Below are 16,097 nucleotides of genomic sequence, written 5' to 3' on the forward strand. Positions count from 1 at the left end.
GCGGGGCGACCCTGAGACTTCCTCGCCAGCCCCGTGGAGCGATCAACTGGTGGGTGCACTCTGACATTGACCCGCCAGGCGGATCAGTGTCAGAGTGCAGCGATCAGGGCACCCGGTAGAGCCACTCGCGGGTCGCGAACTTGGTCTCGACGAGCGCCTCGGCCTCGGCGAGCTCGTCGGCCGAGACGGTGCCCTCGGTCGCGCCGGTGAGCGAGGCGAAGGTCTGCTTGAGGCTCTCGATGATCGCCGCGCGACTGAGGCCGGTCTGCGAACGCAGCGGGTCGACCCGCTTCGCGGCGCTCGCGATGCCCTTGTCGCTGATCTTCTCGCGGCCGATCCGCAGCACCTCGAGCATCTTCTCGTTGTCGAGGTCGTACGCCATCGTGACGTGGTGCAGCACGCCGCCCGAGCCGAGGCGCTTCTGCGCGGCGCCGCCGATCTTGCCGGCCGGGCTCGCGATGTCGTTGAGCGGTTGGTACGTCGCCTCGATGCCGACGTTGCGGAGCCCCTGGAGCACCCAGTCGTCGAGGAACGCGTACGAGTCGGCGAAGCTCATGCCCTGCACGAGCTCGCCGGGCACGTAGAGCGAGTAGGTGACGACGTTGCCGCGCTCCATCATCATCGCGCCGCCGCCCGAGATGCGCCGCACCACCTCGAAGCCGTGCTTCTCGGCGCCCTCGGGGTCGACCTCGTTCTTCACCGACTGGAACGAGCCGATCACGACGGCCGACTCGTCCCACTCCCAGAAGCGCAGCGTCGGCTTGCGGCGCCCCTCCCCCACGCGCGAGGCGAGCACCTCGTCGAGCGCGAGGTGCGTGCGCGGCGGCACGGCCGCATCGTGCACGATCTCCCACTCGTAGTCGGCCCAGCTCGTCGCCTCGGTCAGGGCGCGGCGCACCGCCACGGCGACCGCCTCGGCCGAGAAGCCGAGCATCACGGCGTCGCTGCGGAGGCCCGCGGTGATCGCCGCCGCGATCTGCTTCGCATCGGATGCCGCGGGCAGACCTTCGAGCGCGGCGTTGAGGTCGTCGAGCGCCTCGTCGGGCTCCAGGAAGAAGTCGCCCGCGACGCGGACGTTGCGGAGCAGCCCCGCCTCGACGTCGAAGTCGACGACCACGAGCTTGCCACCGGGCACCTTGTATTCACCGTGCATGGGGTCAAGCCTACGGATCAGAGCCGTCGGTCGAGTAGCGCCGGCGCGAAGCGACGACGCACACCCCGCCGGTCGAGTAGCGCCGGAGCGAAGCGACGACGCGTATCGAGACCACCAGCCCGCTCGTATGGTCTCGATACGGCGCTGCGCGCCTACTCGACCGACGGGCCTAGCCCCTTGCCCTCCGTCGCCGTGACGGTCCACTCGGCGTGCTCGCGGACGCGCACGTCCTCGGCGAGCGCGCGCTTCGCCGCCCGGTACCAGCCATACGGGACGGCGACGCCCGCGACCAGGGCACCGCTCGCGACCACGCCGATGGCGTCGAGTCCCATGACCGTTCCCGCAAGCCAGGACATCAGTGCGCCGACCACGAGTCCGAGGAGCCCGAACGCCAGAAGATGCACCCTCAGCGACCGCACCCGGCGGAGGGCCAGTCCGAGCAGCCACGCGCAGGGGCCGCCGACGAGCGCCAGTCCCGCCAGCGTCCACGGGATCTCCCAGATGTAGCCGAAGAAGAGGATGTAGACCGACCCCACGATCGAGTTCGCCCACCACTGGGAATCGGTCGTGAACAGCGCACCCGCGAGGTTCGCCAGCGAGAATGCGATCGGGAACACCCAGGAGAACGTCCACCAGGCGCGCCAGGCTCCGCCGGCGAACTCGCCGAAGGTGAACGCCATCGGCAGCTCGGCCGTCCGCACCCGCGTGCCGTAGCGCCCGGCGATGCCCGGCGCCGGCACGGTCATGCCCGCACCTCGCCGATCAGCTCGACGAGCTCCCGCAGGGGCTTGCGCAGGAGCGGCAGCTTCACGAGCGGCAGCACGAGTGCGAGCAGCTTGAGCCCACGGTCGAGCAGTCGCAGCGTGCGCTCCTGCCCGGGTGAGGAGTCGTACACCCAGAAGAGCGCGAGCAGCAGGTAGCCGAGCCAGAACACCTCGGGCAGCGACCGCGCGAGGTCGTCGGGCAGTGAGTGACGGGCACCGGCGACCGCCTCGTCGAACAAGCCGACCGCGAGCTCGCGCGCCTCGGCCGAGTCGGCGGCGAGGGGGTTGATCGGCGACTTCGGCGAAACGGCGGCGCTCAGGAACCCCGGGGCGAAGCGGTGGAACGGCTCGAGGGTCGCGAGCCCCGTCCGGTAGACGACGCCGAGTCGATCGATGAGGTCGTCGCTGTCGGCGAGCAGCGGTTCGGCGGCGGCCCGGTGCTCGCGCTGCACGTCGACGTACAGCTCCTGCACGAGGTGGTTCTTCGTGGGGAAGTAGTAGTACGCGTTGCCGAGCGAGACGCCGGCCTCCTGTGCGATCAGCCGCACCGTCGTGTCGTCGAACCCGCGCTCGCGGAAGGACGACACCGCGGTGTCGCGAATGAGGGCCCGCGTGCGTTCGGCCTTGCTCCGCGGCATCCCCGATTCATTTTCGAACATGTTCAAAACATACGACGCCCCTGCCGCGATGTCGACCCCTTGCGTACGCTGGCGGCATGACGACGTTCTTCCTGGCCCGGCACGGCGAGACCGTCTGGCACGCCGACCACCGCTACGCGGGCAACTCCGACGTCGGGCTCACCCGGCGCGGTCTCGGCCAGGCCGCCGCCCTCGGCGCGTGGGCCGTGGGCGCCGAACTCGACGCGATCGTCGCCTCGCCGCTCAGCCGCGCGCAGCGCAGCGCCGCACCCGCGGTCGAGACGACGGGCCTCGAACTGCGCACCGATCCGCGGCTCGTCGAGATCGACTTCGGCGTCGCCGAAGGGCTCACCCCCGACGAGATCGGCGAGCGATACCCCGCCGAGTGGGCGGCGTTCACCGAGGCCCCGGCGAGCGCGCCCCTCCCCGGCGGAGAGAGCGGGCGGGCGGGCATCGCCCGTGCCATCCCGGCGCTCGACGACCTCGTGCGCGAGTTCCCCGACGGGCGCGTGCTGGTGGTCGCGCATGCGACCCTCATCCGGCTGCTGTTCTGCGAGCTCGCCGGCATGGACCCCGACGGCTACCGCGACCTGCTGCCCGTGCTCGGCAACTGCAACGTCACGACGATCGTCTACCCGTGGGCGACCGAGTCGCGGGCCGAGCACCACCCGCGCATCCGCCTGCTCGGGTTCGACGTGCCCGCGGTGCGCGCCGCGGTCTGAACCCGAGGCGTACACTGCGGTCATGGACGAGCAGCGAAGCCCGACCGAACCGGCGCGCGCACCGACGCCGAAGGCCGCCGCCGAGCCGCCGTATCAAGCGGTCGCACCGAACCTCGACCGGCTCTCGCGCGACTCGCTGAAGCCCGGTTCGGTCAGCCGGCGGCGCATCGGGCGTGCCGCGATCGGGCTCCTCATCGTCGTCGTCGTGGTCGCCGGCCTCATCATCGGCACGCTGCTCGGCTGAGCAGCGCAGCCGCCGCCCCGCTCCTGCGCTCAGTCGACCGCGAAGCGTTCGTCGAGCCAGCGCACGAGGTCGGCCCGAACCTCTTCGCGGTTCGTCTCGTTGAAGATCTCGTGGCGGGCGCCCTCGTAGACGATGACCTCGACGTCGGTGAGACCCGAGTGCCGCACGTAGCGTTCTGCGAGGCGCCGCACGCTGCCCTCGCCGCCGAGCGGGTCGTCGGAGCCGACCATCATGAGCAGCGGCAGCTCGGGCGGCAACTCCTTCACCGGTCGGCCGAGCAGGCGCACCGAGTCGGCGAGGCCGAAGAGCTTCCGCAGCGGTTCTGCGGTCGTGTAGGGGTCGGCCATGAAGGCTGGCGCGACCGCGGGGTCGCGGCTCAACCACTCCACCGGGGTCGGGCCGAGGTGCTTGTGGCGGGCGTTGAGGTCGCCGCCGTTCATGTGGAGGAGCGTGCGATACGCCGTGCCCGTGAGCACGAATGCGTCGTAGTTCGCGGCCGATCGGTTCATGATCATCTGCCCCATGAGCGAGCCCCACGAGTGCCCGAGGTAGACGAGCGGCAGCTCGGGGTCCTCGGCGGCCCGGATCACCCCGGTGAACTGCTCGACGGCGTCGACCGTCGCGCGGAGACCCCCGGGGCCGAGGCGCCCCATGCGGCCGAGGTCGCCGCCGTGCTGCTCGTAGCCGGTCTGCCCGTGCCCGCGGTGGTCGTCGGCCCAGACCGAGTACCCGGCGGCGTTCAGCGCCTCGATGAGCTCGGCATACCGGCCGATGTGCTCGCCGACCCCGTGCGCGAGCTGGATGACCGCGTGCGGCTCGGCGACGCGCCACGACTCGTAGTGGATGTGCACCCCGTGCCCGTCGGTGAAGGTCGCCATGGGGTCATTGTGTCAGGCCATTCGTCCGTATCGAAGCATCGATGCTTGACGCGAATGATTGCAGACTGCTCGAATGTGACTGTTTGAAGGCAATCAACGTCATAAAACATCAATCCGAGAATGCGAGCAATGATGCAGCAACCTGGACCACGCGCCGCGGGACGATCCCGGCGCACGACCGCCCTCGGCCTCGCGGCACTCGTCGCGATGACCGGCCTCAGCGCGATCACCTTCACGATCGGCGCCCCGACCGAATCGGCCGCGGCGGCCCCCTCCGAGCCGACGCCGATCACCCCCAAGAAGGTGAACCCCGAGGTCGCGGTCGACGCTGACGGCGAGCACCTCGGCGCGGTGACCGAGGTCAGCGAGAGCGGAACGAGCGTCACCCTCGACGCCGAGCACGGCGCACTCCGCGCGACCTTCCTCGACGAGCGGACCCTCCGACTCGAGGCGACCCCGACCGGCGAGTTCACCGACCCGGCGAACACCCCGCAGAACGACCCGACCCGCACGGCGAACATCGTCGTCGGCGGCGAGGACTTCGACGGGGCATCCATCAGCGTGACCGACGGCGACACGATCACCATCGCGACCGCGAAGGTCTCGCTCGAGGTCGACCGCGACACCGGTGCGACGACGTTGAAGCGTGCCGACGGCTCGGTCGTCTGGGCCGAGTCCGAACCGCTGAGCTTCGGTGACGCCTCCACGACGCAGCACCTGGCGGCGGTCGACGGCGAGCAGTTCCTCGGCGGCGGCATGCAGAACGGCCGCTCGATCCACACCGGCGCGACCATCAACGTCGCCCGCAACTTCGACTGGGACGACGAGGGCTACCCGAACGCGGTGCCCTATTACATGTCGTCGAACGGCTACGGGGTGCTGCGCAACACCTTCGCCCCCGGCAGCTACGACTTCGCCGCCGGCACCGCGACGCATGCCGAGCAGCGTTTCGACGCGTACTACTTCGTCGGCGACTACGCCGACGCGCTCGACGGATACACCAAGCTCACGGGCCGCCCGATGATGCCGCCCGTGTACGCGCTCGAGTACGGCGATGCCGACTGCTACAACCGATCGAGCCCGACCTACACGGCATACCGCGACCCGGCGAAGCTGCGCACCCCGCAGGCGCTCGAGATCGCGAAGGACTTCGTCGAGCACGACATGCCCGCCGGCTGGATGCTCGTCAACGACGGCTACGGCTGCGAGTACCAGGAGCTGCCCGAGACCGCCGACGCGATCAAGGCGGAGACGAACCTCGAGACCGGACTCTGGACGCAGCGCTCGCTCACGAACCAGGAGTACGAGGTCGGCGAAGCGGGCGTGCGCCTCCGCAAGCTCGACGTCGCCTGGGTCGGCTCGGGCTACCGCCTCGCCCTCACCGGTTGCGAGGCCGCGCACAACGGCATCGAGCAGTACTCAGACGCCCGCGGCACCTCGCTCATGGTCGAGGGCTGGGCGGGTTCGCAGCGCTGCGGCATGCAGTGGACGGGCGACCACACCGGCAACCTCGACGCCGTGCGCTGGCAGATCTCGGCGCTCACCGGCGCCGGCAACTCGGGTATGCCGTTCTCGACGGGCGACGTCGACGGCATCTTCGGCGGCTCCGCCGAGAGCTACGTGCGCGACCTGCAGTGGAAGGCGTTCGCGCCTGCGCTCTACTCGATGAGCGGCTGGGCTTCGGTCGACAAGCGGCCGTGGCTCTACGGCGACGAGGCCACCGCGATCAACCGCTCGTACCTTCAGCTGCGCCAGCAGCTCATGCCGTACATCTACTCGCTCGCGGCCGAGTCGCACGACAGCGGCCTGCCGATGATGCGGTCGCTCGCGATCGAATTCCCGGACGACGCGGGTTCGTACAGCGTCGAGGCGAACAACGAGTTCCTGCTCGGCAGCGACTACCTGGTCGCTCCCGTGTTCACGAAGTCGACCGTACGCAACGGCATCTACCTCCCGGCGGGCGAGCAGTGGGTCGACTACTGGACGGGCACCGTCCACGAGGGCGGCCAGGTGCTGAACGGCCACCCCGCTCCGCTCGACCGGCTGCCGATCTTCGTGCGAGCCGGAGCCGTCGTGCCGCAGGGCATCGTCGCGCGCAACGCCTCGCTCGTGCCCGAGGACTCGGCCATCACCCTCTCGGTGTACCCGCAGGGCGAGAGCGAGTTCGAGCTCTACGAGGACGACAAGGTCACCCGTGCCTACGCCGACGGCGCGGCGAGCACCCAGCGCTTCACCGTCGACGCGCCGAAGGCGGGCAAGAAGGGCACGATCCGCATCGAGATCGGCGAGCGCGACGGCGACTACGACGGCAAGGCCGAGTCGCGCCCGTACCGCATCGAGGCGCACACCGGTTCGGCGCCGAAGGTCGTGAAGCTCGGCTCGACGACGCTGCCGCGCGTCGACGACGTCGCCGCCCTCGACAACGCGCCCGGGTGGGCGTTCGTCGCCGACCGCACCGGCGGGGTCGTCGTGATCTCGACCGGCGCGATCGCCTCGGACCAGTCGAAGCGGCTGACCCTCACCGACACGAGCGGCGTCGGCGGCCAGGACGCGGAGGTCTCCGCGGCATCCGTCGCCGTCGACCTCGTCGACCGCGTATTCCAGGGCGACGAGACCACCGTCGCCGCGACCTTCACGAACACGGGCAACCAGGCGAAGGACGGCGTCGAGCTGACCCCCGTCGCGCCCGAGGGCTGGACGCTCGTCTCGGCGAGCGGCGAGCGACCGGGCACCGTGAAGAAGGGCGCCTCGGCGAGCGCAGAGTTCGTCTTCGAGGTCACGGATGCCGCGGCCGCAGACCTGCAGACCGTCGCCGTCCAGGCGTCGTACACCTCGAAGGGCACCCCGAAGACCGTGACCGGAGCGAACCAGCTCTACGTCGCGTACGGCTCGCTCGCCGGCGCGTACAACGCCGACGCGATCAGCGAGATCGCGACGGCGAAGGCGGCGAACTTCGACGGCGGCGGCGCGAGCTTCTCCGCCGAGGCGCTCGCCCGCGCGGGCGTCACGCCGGGCTCGACGGTCACCGTCGGCACGGGCGACGCGGCGATCGAGTACACGTGGCCCGCACCCTCGGGCGCGGCCGACTCGGTCTCGCCGGCAGGGCAGACGATCGCGCTCTCGGGCAAGGGCACGCACCTCGCGCTGCTCGCGTCGGCGGCGACGGGCGGCGGGGTGAACCCCGAGCTCGAGCTGCACTACGCCGACGGCAGCGTCGCGAAGCAGGGCGTGTACTTCCCGAACTGGCTGCTGCAGGCCTCCGGCCTGCAGGGGTCGTCGGTCGCGATCACCTCGCTCGGGCGCAACAGCGCGACGAACCCGAACGTGTACGAGTACCCGACGGGCAAGTACCAGGTGTACTCGAACGTGCTGCGGCTGAACCCGTCGAAGGAGCTCGCCTACGTGGTGCTGCCGACCGAGTCGAGGATGAAGATCTTCGACTGGAAGGTCGTCGACCAGCCGCTGCCGACGCCGCCGAGCGGCACCGTGCAGGCCTCCGAGCTGCAATGGCTGAGCGCCACGAACGGCTGGGGCGTCATCGGGAAGAACGTCGCGAACAAGGACTCCGCGACCTCGCCCGATCTGCCGCTCGCGATCAACTACGTCGACCCCGCCACGGGTGAGCGGCCGACGTACGCGACCGGCCTCGGCGTGCACGCGAACTCGAAGATCACCTACTACGTGGGCGGGGCGTGCAGCGCCTTCACCTCGTCGGTCGGGTTGGAGGCGGACTTCGCCGGCAACGTGATCTTCAAGGTCGACGCCGACGGGGCGAATCGCTACCAGTCGCGCACCTTCACGCCCGGGTTCGCGCCCGAGCAGGTGAGCGTCGATCTGACCGGCGTGCAGTACGTCGACCTGATCGTCGAGGCGCCCGGCAGCATCAACGGCGCCCACGGCGTCTGGGGCGACGCGAAGTTCGTCTGCGACTGAGGCGTCCCGCCTCCGACTGAGGTCTCGGGCCTCCGAGGGGTCCGCGCGGTGATCGCGCGGGCCCTTCGTCGTGCTCGGGACGCGCCACGGCCGCACTCGGGTCGCGCCCGGTCGCTGCGGACCCGAAATACTTAGCCACACTAATTTGTTACACTAAGCAAATGACCGATGCCCTCAGTACGCCTGCGCCCGCGCGGCCCTCCTCCGCGGCATCCCCCCGACGCCTCACGCTCGCCGAGCAGTCGACCGAACTGCGCATCGCGATCATGCGGCTCTCGCGGCGGCTGCGACAGCAGCGCAGCGACACCGAGATCAGCGGGTCGCAGTTCTCGACGCTCGGGTGGATCCACGCCGAAGGCCCCCTCACGATCGGCCGGCTCGCCGAGCTCGAGCGGGTCACCGCGCCGAGCATGAACCGCACGGTCAACTGCCTCGTCGACGCGGGCTACGTCACCCGCCGCACCGACGACGACGACCGCCGCAAGGTGCTCGTCGAGGTGACCCCGGCCGGCGACGCCACGGTCAAGGAGACCCGCAGGCGCCGCGACGCGTGGATCGCCAAGCGGTACGCCGCCCTCAGCCCAGAAGACCGCGAAGTCCTCGCGCGCGCCACCACGATCCTCGGGAGGCTCAACGACCAGTGAGTGCCATGTTCCGCTCCCTCAGCCACGTCAACTATCGAATCTGGTTCATCGGCGCCCTCGTCTCGAACGTGGGCGCCTGGATGCAGGCGACCGCCCAGAACTGGGTCGTCCTCACCGAGCTCACCGACAACGACGCCCTCGCCGTCGGCGTCACGATGGCCCTGCAGTTCGCCCCGCAGCTCCTGCTCGTGCCGATCACGGGCCTCATCGCCGACCGCTTCGACCGCCGCAAGATCCTCATGTGCACCCAGACGGCGCTCATGCTGCTCGGCCTCGCCCTCGGCCTCCTGCTCATCTTCGGGCACGCCGAGCTGTGGCACCTCTACGTCTTCGCCGGCCTGCTCGGCATCGTGAACGCGATCGACAACCCGGCGCGCCAGACCTTCGTCACCGACCTCGTGTCGAGCTCCGACATGTCGAACGCGGTCGCCCTGAACTCGGCCTCGTTCAACACCGCCCGCCTCATCGGCCCCGCCGTCGCGGGTGTGCTCATCGTGCTCGTCGGCTCGGGCTGGGTGTTCATCATCAACGCCGTCACCTTCCTCGCGGTGCTCGGCGCCCTCGCGATGCTCAAGGGCAAGAAGCTCAAGCGGATGCCTCGGGCCAGCCGCGAACGCGGGGCCTTCGTCGCGGGCTTCCGCTACGTGTGGAGCCGGCCCGACCTCGTCGTGGTCTTCGTCATCGTGTTCCTCGTGGGCGCGTTCGGCATGAACTTCCCGATCTTCTCCTCGACGATGGCGGTCGAGTTCGGGCGGGGTGCCGGCGAGTACGGCCTGCTCAACTCGATCCTCGCGATCGGCTCCCTCGCGGGCGCGCTGCTGGCCGCCCGTCGTGAGCGGGCGCGCCTGCGCGTCGTCATCCTCGCCGCCGCCGGATTCGGCGTCGCCGCGGGGATCTCGGCCGTGATGCCGAGCTTCGTGCTCTTCGCCGCCTCGACGGTGCTGATCGGCTTCGCGGCGGTGACGATGCTCACGACGGCGAACGGCTACGTGCAGACGACGACCGACCCTGCACTGCGCGGGCGCGTGCTCGCGCTGTACTTCGCGATCCTGTCGGGCGGCACGCCGATCGGTGCGCCGATCGTGGGTGCGGTCGCGAACAGCTGGGGTCCGCGCTGGGGCCTTGGCGTCGCCGCGATCGCCGCCGGAATGGCGGCGCTGATCGGCGCGATCTGGCTCGTCGTCTCGCGCGGCATGCGCGTGACGAGGCATCCCGAGCGCCGCTGGGCCGCCGCCGTTCGCTTCGACGCGCCGCCGACGGCCGCGATCGCCGTCGTGCCGACCTCGGCCATCGCGGTGCCGACCGAGGCGCTGCAGGTGCCGACCGAGGCGACCCCGATCGTCGCGGCCGAGGCTCTCCGGGTGCCGAGCACCGCGAAGGGCTGAGGCGCACGAGCCGTGCTCAGACCTGCGGCACCTCCGCGCGTGCGGCGAGGAGGCCGGCGAGCCAGCGCCCGCTGTCCTTCACGAGCCGTTGCTGCGTGTCGTAGTCGACGCGCACGATGCCGAACCGCTTGGAGTAGCCGTAGCCCCACTCGAAGTTGTCGAGCAGCGACCAGACGAGGTACCCGCGCAGGTCGACCCCGCGGTCCATGGCCCGGCGGGCGGCGGCGAAGTGCCGGCGCAGGTAGTCGACCCGCTCGACGTCGTGCACACGGGCGCCGTCGGGCGTCGGCGTGACCACGTCGGCGAACGCCGCGCCGTTCTCGGTGATCATGAGCGGCTGCCCGGGGAACTGCTCGCCGAGCGAGACCAGCAGCTCCTCGAGGCCGTCGGGCGCGATGTTCCAGCCCATGTCGGTGTACGGCCCGGCCTGCGGCAGGAACTCCACATGCTCGCTGCCGGGCCACGGCGTGCCGCCGACGTCCTTGTGGCCGTCGTTGCGGCTGCGCTCGCTCGCGCCGTCCCACATCGCGACGGTCACAGTCGAGTAGTAGTTGACGCCGAGCACGTCGATCGGCTGGTGCACGAGGGCGAGGTCGCCGTCGCGCACGAAGGACCAGTCGGTCACGCCCGCGGTGTCGGCGATGAGGTCGTCGTCGTAGCGGCCGAGCAGCATCGGGCTCGTGAAGGCACGGTTGGCGAGCGCGTCGATGCGGCGCGTCGCCTCGGCGTCGCCGCCGCGGATGACGTGGAAGTTCAGGGTGGCCGAGACATCCGGGCTGTTCGTCGCACGACGCCGGATCTCGGGCACCGCAAGCCCGTGCGCGAGGTTCAGGTGGTGCACCGCGGCGAGCGCGGCGGCGCCGTCGGTGCGGCCCGGCGCGTGGGCGCCCGAGCCGTAGCCGAGGTAGGCCGAGCACCACGGCTCGTTGAGCGTGGTCCAGGTGTGCACCCGGTCGCCGAGTGCGTCGACGGCGTGCCCCGCGTAGTCGGCGAAGCGCAGCGCCGTGTCGCGGTTCGTCCAGCCGCCGGCGTCCTCGAGCTCCTGCGGAAGGTCCCAGTGGTAGAGCGTCACGATGGGGCGGATGCCACGCGCGAGGAGCCCGTCGACGAGGCGCGAGTAGAAGTCGACGCCTGCGGGGTTCGGCCGGTCGCCGGCGCCGGGCAGCAGCCGCGACCACGAGAGCGAGAAGCGGTACGCCTCGAGGCCGAGCGAGGCCATCAGGTCGAGGTCGGACTCGAGCCGGTGGTAATGGTCGCAGGCGACGTCGCCGGTGTCGCCGTTCCAAGTGCGTCCGGGTGTGCGGCTGAACGTGTCCCAGATCGAGGGCGTGCGGCCGTCTTCGTCGGCGGCACCCTCGATCTGGTACGACGCGGTCGCCGAGCCGATCACGAAGCCAGGGGGGAACTCGAGCGGGCCGACGTCACTGGAGGCTGCACTGGTCACGGCGCTCATCCTCGCACCTTCCGCACGCTGCTGACGCGTGATCGTCACGATTCGTCAGCCGAACGCCGCGAGCGCGAACACCGCGCCCGCGACGGTCAACGGCGCCACGGCCAGCCCGAGCGCGGCGAACTTCGGCCACGAGATCTGCACCCCCATCGAGACGAGGCGATGGTGCCAGAGGAGGGTCGCGAGCGACGCCCACGGGGTGACGAGGGCCCCGGCGTTCACCCCGATGAGCAGGGCGGCGGTCCGCAGCGGGGTCGACGCGAACGGTTCGAGGGCGAGATACGCGGGGAGGTTGTCGAACGCGTTCGCGCTGACCGCGGCGACGCCGGCCAGCCGCAGGAGCTCGAGCGGGTCCTCCCCCTCACCGGCGATCGATGCGAGCACCTCGGTCAGGCGGAGCTCGTGGGCGGCCTCCATCACGAGGAAGAGCCCCGCGACGAACACGACCAGCTGCCACGGCACGAGCGCCGGTCGGAGCACCGAGGGCCGGCGCACGAGGAAGACGATGAACAGCACCGCGGCACCGGCCGTCGCGGGGATCCACACCTCGATCCCCGACACGAGCAGCGGGACGAGCAGGACGAGCACTGCCGACCCGATCACGAGGAGCACGCGGTCCTCGGCCGGCACGGGCTCATCGGGCTCGAACCGGGCCCCGAGCTGCCGCCACCGGGTCGCAAGCAGGAATAGGACGGGCACCAGCACGCCGACGATCGCCGGGGCCCACATGACTGCGGCGAACTCGACCGGGTGCGCGTCGAGCCGCTCGGCCGCGAGCAGGTTCGTGAGGTTCGAGACGGGAAGCAGCAGCGACCCCGTGTTCGCGAGCCAGACCGTCGTCAGGGCGAAGGGGATCGGCGAGATGCGCGCGTGGGCGGCGACCGAGACGACGACCGGCGTGAGCAGGACCGCGGTGGTATCGAGCGAGAGGAACACCGTCGACGCCGTCGCCAGCACGACGACGAGCAGCCACAGCACCATCGCGCGCCCCCGTGCGAAGCGGGCGAGGTGCTGCGCGATCGACCGGAAGACCCCGGCCTCGGCGGCCAGTTCGGCGACGATCGTCATGGCGACGACGAAGCCCAGCACGGGCGCCGACCGTGCGGCGAGCGCGCCGACCGCCTCGATCGGGAGCACACCGCCCGCCACCGCGATGATTCCGAGCGCGACCAGCACGCTCCCGACGACTGCGATCCGCACCCAGCGAGGCTAGCCGAACCCGAGGGCTCGGCCGCGCCTCAGATCACGCCGAGCGCGAGCATCGCGTCGGCCGCGCGCACGAAGCCGGCGATGTTCGCACCGACCACGTAGTCGCCGGGTGCGCCGTACTCCTCGGCGGTCGTCGCGCAGCGCTCGTGGATCGACTCCATGATGTGGGCGAGGCGCTGCTCGGTGTGCTCGAAGGTCCACGAGTCGCGCGACGCGTTCTGCTGCATCTCGAGGGCGCTCGTCGCGACGCCGCCCGCGTTCGCCGCCTTGCCCGGGCCGAACAGCACGCCCGCTTCACGGAGCACGGTGATCGCCTCGGGGGTCGTCGGCATGTTGGCGCCCTCGGCGACGGCGACGACCCCGGCGGCGACGAGCGCCCGCGCATGCGCCTCGCCGAGTTCGTTCTGCGTCGCGCACGGCAGGGCGACGTCGAGCGGGCCGCGGCCCGCGAGGTCCCACACGGTGGCGCCGGCGACGAACTCGGCGCGCCCGCCGCGCAGTGCGACGTACTCCTCGATGCGCTCGCGCCGCACCTCCTTCACCTCGCGGAGGATCGCCACGTCGATGCCGTCGGGGTCGTACACGGCCCCTGAGGAGTCGGATGCGCCGAGGACGGTGCCGCCGAGCTCGTGCACCTTCTCGATCGCGTAGATCGCGACGTTGCCCGACCCCGAGACGAGCACGCGAGCGCCGTCGAACGAGCGGCCGCGGGTCTCGAGCATGTGCTGCGTGAAGTACACCGCGCCGTACCCGGTCGCCTCGGTGCGCACGAGCGAGCCGCCCCAGGTGAGGCCCTTGCCGGTGAGCACGCCCGACTCGTACTGGTTCGTGATGCGCTTGTACTGGCCGAAGAGGTAGCCGATCTCACGCGCGCCGACGCCGATGTCACCCGCGGGCACATCGGTGTACTCGCCGAGGTGCCGGTAGGCCTCGGTCATGAACGACTGGCAGAAGCGCATGACCTCCGCATCCGACTTGCCCTTCGGGTCGAAGTCGCTGCCGCCCTTGCCGCCGCCGATGGGCATGCCGGTGAGCGAGTTCTTGAAGATCTGCTCGAAGCCGAGGAACTTCACGGTGCCGAGCAGCACGCTCGGGTGGAACCGCAGCCCGCCCTTGTACGGCCCGAGCGCCGAGTTGAACTGCACGCGGAACCCGCGGTTGATCTGCACGCGCCCTGCGTCGTCGACCCACGGCACCCGGAAGATGATCTGCCGCTCGGGCTCGCAGATGCGCTCGAGGATCGACGCCTGCACGTACTGCGGGTTGCGCTCGAGCACGCGGTCGAGCGAGCCGAAGACCTCGCGCACCGCCTGGTGGAACTCGAGCTCGCCCGGGTTGCGGGCGAGGATCTGGGTGTAGACGTCGTCGATGGCAGTGCGAGATGCGGTCACGCGCGCTCCTTCATGGTCGAACGGATGCCACGTGGTGCAGTCGCGCGCGGCGTCCTTCCAACATACCCAGTGCTGAGGAAGCCTCTGACACTGTGACGCGATCGGCGCCCGGGTCGCTCAGTGGCCGTGCGCGAGCTGCTGCAGCACCACGACGCCGAGGCCGAGCGCGACGAGCGCGCCGAGCGCGACGACCTGCTTCCACCAGTCGATCCGCGTGCGCCGTACGGCGATGAATCCGATGACGCCGAGCGTCGCGACATAGACGATCGAGGCGGCGCGCAGCGCGTGCTCGAGCTGGATCACGCCGAACGCCGCGAGGCCGAGGAGGAGCAGCGGGACCCCGGCGGAGGCGATCGCCGATCCGGCGATGCGGAGCATCCGGCCGACCTCGGCGCGATCGGGGAAGGCGGCGTGCACGGCGAGATGCGAGATGACGTCGGCGACGAACCCCGCCGTGGTGATCGCGACGATGCCGACGAGCAGCGTCACGACCGCGCGGGGCGCCTCGACGTGCTCGACGTTGGCGTGCTGCACGAGCACGATCGCGAGCCCGGTGAAGGTCGCGTAGACGCGCTCCTTGAGGGCGTCGACGCGCTCGTCGGTCGGCCGGTCGTGACGGTCGTGGCGGTGCCGGCGAGCCTCGCCCCGCTCGCCGTCGACCTCGGGAGCGTCGGCCGCGTCATCCATGCGCGCAACGGTAGCAGCGACGTGCGCGTCTGCGAGGATCGGAGGATGGATGCCCCGCTCCTCGTCTCCGTGCCCGGTGCCACCCTGCGCGATGCCCTCGGCACGCCGCCCGACGGGGTCGACGTCGTCGTCTGGGATCTCGACGGCCCGCCCCCGGCCGAGCACCTCGACCTCGTCGTGCCGCCCTACATGGGCGCCGCCGACCGGCTCGGCGCACTCGCCGGGGTGACCACGCGGCTCGTGCAGTCGCAGTCGATCGGGTACGACGACATCCCCGCGGCCCTCCCGCCGGGGCACGTGTTCGCGAACGCGGCGAGCGTGCACGAGACCTCGACGGCGGAGCTGACGCTGGCGCTCGTGCTGGCGTCGCAGCGAGGCATCCCCGATTTCGTGCGTGCAGCGACCGAAGGCCGCTGGGCGCCGGCACGGCACGCGAGCCTCGCCGACCGGCGCGTGCTGATCGTCGGCTACGGCGGGGTGGGCCGCGCGATCGAAGACCGGCTCGTGCCCTTCGAGGTCGAGATCACGCGCGTCGCCGGGCATGCCCGCGACGACGAGCGCGGGCGCATCCACGGCGTCGACGAGCTGCCCGCGCTGCTGCCCGAGGCCGACATCGTCATCGTCGGGGTACCGCTCAACGAGGCGACGACGGGGCTCGTCGACGCCGGCTTCCTCGCCGCGCTCCCCGACGGCGCGCTCGTCGTGAACATCGCCCGCGGGAAGGTCGCCGACACCGAGGCGATCCTCGCCGAGGCGCGGTCGGGCCGGCTGCGTTTCGCACTGGATGTCACGGACCCCGAGCCGCTCCCCCAGGGGCATCCGTTGTTCGCGCTGCCGAACGTGCTCGTCTCGCCGCACGTCGGCGGTGCGTCGACGGCGATGATCCCCCGCATGGCGCGGTTGCTGCGCGAGCAGATCGAGCGGATGCTCCGGGGCGACGAGCCGCTCAACGTCGTGCTGCGCAGCTGACCCCTCTGCCGCCTCCGGCGAGCGGGGAGA

14 protein-coding genes are annotated in these 16,097 nt (G+C 71.0%); 6 read left to right on the forward strand and 8 right to left on the reverse strand.

Annotated elements, in window-relative coordinates:
* Window positions 1-103: 103 nt before the first annotated feature.
* The 3 genes from ACFVTX_RS15160 to ACFVTX_RS15170 form a co-directional block, all read right to left on the reverse strand.
* Entirely contained in the window at window positions 104-1,153 is a 1,050-nt protein-coding gene (locus ACFVTX_RS15160) for a biotin/lipoate A/B protein ligase family protein (protein ID WP_386901507.1), read from the reverse strand.
* 152 nt (window positions 1,154-1,305) lie between these two features.
* Window positions 1,306-1,899, reverse strand: a complete 594-nt coding sequence (locus ACFVTX_RS15165) for a hypothetical protein (protein ID WP_386901509.1) — start codon at window positions 1,897-1,899, stop codon at window positions 1,306-1,308.
* Window positions 1,896-2,576 carry a TetR family transcriptional regulator gene (locus tag ACFVTX_RS15170; RefSeq protein ID WP_386901511.1) on the reverse strand — a complete coding sequence of 227 codons (681 nt, stop codon included), beginning with the start codon at window positions 2,574-2,576 and terminating at the stop codon, window positions 1,896-1,898. The genes ACFVTX_RS15165 and ACFVTX_RS15170 overlap by 4 nt, the downstream gene beginning before the upstream one ends.
* A gap of 56 nt (window positions 2,577-2,632) precedes the next feature.
* On the opposite strand from ACFVTX_RS15170, the gene ACFVTX_RS15175 reads away from it, so the two are divergent.
* Entirely contained in the window at window positions 2,633-3,277 is a 645-nt protein-coding gene (locus ACFVTX_RS15175) for a histidine phosphatase family protein (RefSeq protein WP_386901512.1), read from the forward strand.
* A 22-nt stretch (window positions 3,278-3,299) separates the two neighbouring features.
* The gene (locus ACFVTX_RS15180) at window positions 3,300-3,521 is read left to right on the forward strand and encodes a hypothetical protein (RefSeq protein WP_386901514.1); all 222 of its coding nucleotides are present in this window, start codon (window positions 3,300-3,302) and stop codon (window positions 3,519-3,521) included.
* Window positions 3,522-3,550: 29 nt separating this feature from the next.
* Here ACFVTX_RS15180 and ACFVTX_RS15185 read toward each other — a convergent pair whose 3' ends face one another.
* Complete coding sequence (locus ACFVTX_RS15185) at window positions 3,551-4,399, reverse strand: alpha/beta hydrolase (RefSeq protein WP_386901516.1); 849 nt, start codon at window positions 4,397-4,399, stop codon at window positions 3,551-3,553.
* 129 nt (window positions 4,400-4,528) lie between these two features.
* On the opposite strand from ACFVTX_RS15185, the gene ACFVTX_RS15190 reads away from it, so the two are divergent.
* The 3 genes from ACFVTX_RS15190 (at window position 4,529) to ACFVTX_RS15200 (ending at window position 10,361) form a co-directional block, all read left to right on the forward strand.
* Window positions 4,529-8,332, forward strand: a complete 3,804-nt coding sequence (locus ACFVTX_RS15190) for an NPCBM/NEW2 domain-containing protein (RefSeq protein WP_386901518.1) — start codon at window positions 4,529-4,531, stop codon at window positions 8,330-8,332.
* 161 nt (window positions 8,333-8,493) lie between these two features.
* Window positions 8,494-8,976: a MarR family winged helix-turn-helix transcriptional regulator gene (locus ACFVTX_RS15195; protein ID WP_386901520.1), complete on the forward strand. Its 483-nt coding sequence runs from the start codon at window positions 8,494-8,496 to the stop codon at window positions 8,974-8,976.
* Window positions 8,977-8,981: 5 nt separating this feature from the next.
* Window positions 8,982-10,361 carry an MFS transporter gene (locus ACFVTX_RS15200; RefSeq protein WP_386901522.1) on the forward strand — a complete coding sequence of 460 codons (1,380 nt, stop codon included), beginning with the start codon at window positions 8,982-8,984 and terminating at the stop codon, window positions 10,359-10,361.
* A gap of 16 nt (window positions 10,362-10,377) precedes the next feature.
* Here the strand turns inward: ACFVTX_RS15200 and ACFVTX_RS15205 are convergent, their stop codons facing one another.
* The 4 genes from ACFVTX_RS15205 to ACFVTX_RS15220 all read right to left on the reverse strand — a co-directional run bounded on the left by ACFVTX_RS15205 (window position 10,378) and on the right by ACFVTX_RS15220 (window position 15,098).
* On the reverse strand, window positions 10,378-11,814 hold the full coding sequence (locus ACFVTX_RS15205) for a GH1 family beta-glucosidase (RefSeq protein WP_386901524.1): 1,437 nt from the start codon (window positions 11,812-11,814) through the stop codon (window positions 10,378-10,380).
* Between the two features lie 45 nt (window positions 11,815-11,859).
* Entirely contained in the window at window positions 11,860-13,011 is a 1,152-nt protein-coding gene (locus ACFVTX_RS15210) for an SLC13 family permease (RefSeq protein ID WP_386901526.1), read from the reverse strand.
* Window positions 13,012-13,049: 38 nt separating this feature from the next.
* Window positions 13,050-14,411, reverse strand: a complete 1,362-nt coding sequence (gdhA, locus tag ACFVTX_RS15215) for an NADP-specific glutamate dehydrogenase (protein ID WP_386901528.1) — start codon at window positions 14,409-14,411, stop codon at window positions 13,050-13,052.
* Window positions 14,412-14,528: 117 nt separating this feature from the next.
* A complete protein-coding gene (locus tag ACFVTX_RS15220; protein WP_386901529.1) occupies window positions 14,529-15,098 on the reverse strand; it encodes a hypothetical protein in 570 nt (189 codons plus the stop codon).
* Window positions 15,099-15,143: 45 nt separating this feature from the next.
* Between ACFVTX_RS15220 and ACFVTX_RS15225 the strand changes: the two genes are divergently transcribed.
* Complete coding sequence (locus ACFVTX_RS15225; RefSeq protein ID WP_386901531.1) at window positions 15,144-16,067, forward strand: 2-hydroxyacid dehydrogenase; 924 nt, start codon at window positions 15,144-15,146, stop codon at window positions 16,065-16,067.
* Window positions 16,068-16,097: the final 30 nt, after the last annotated feature.

Source organism: Agromyces sp. NPDC058136 (assembly GCF_042884375.1).
Classification (GTDB): domain Bacteria; phylum Actinomycetota; class Actinomycetes; order Actinomycetales; family Microbacteriaceae; genus Agromyces.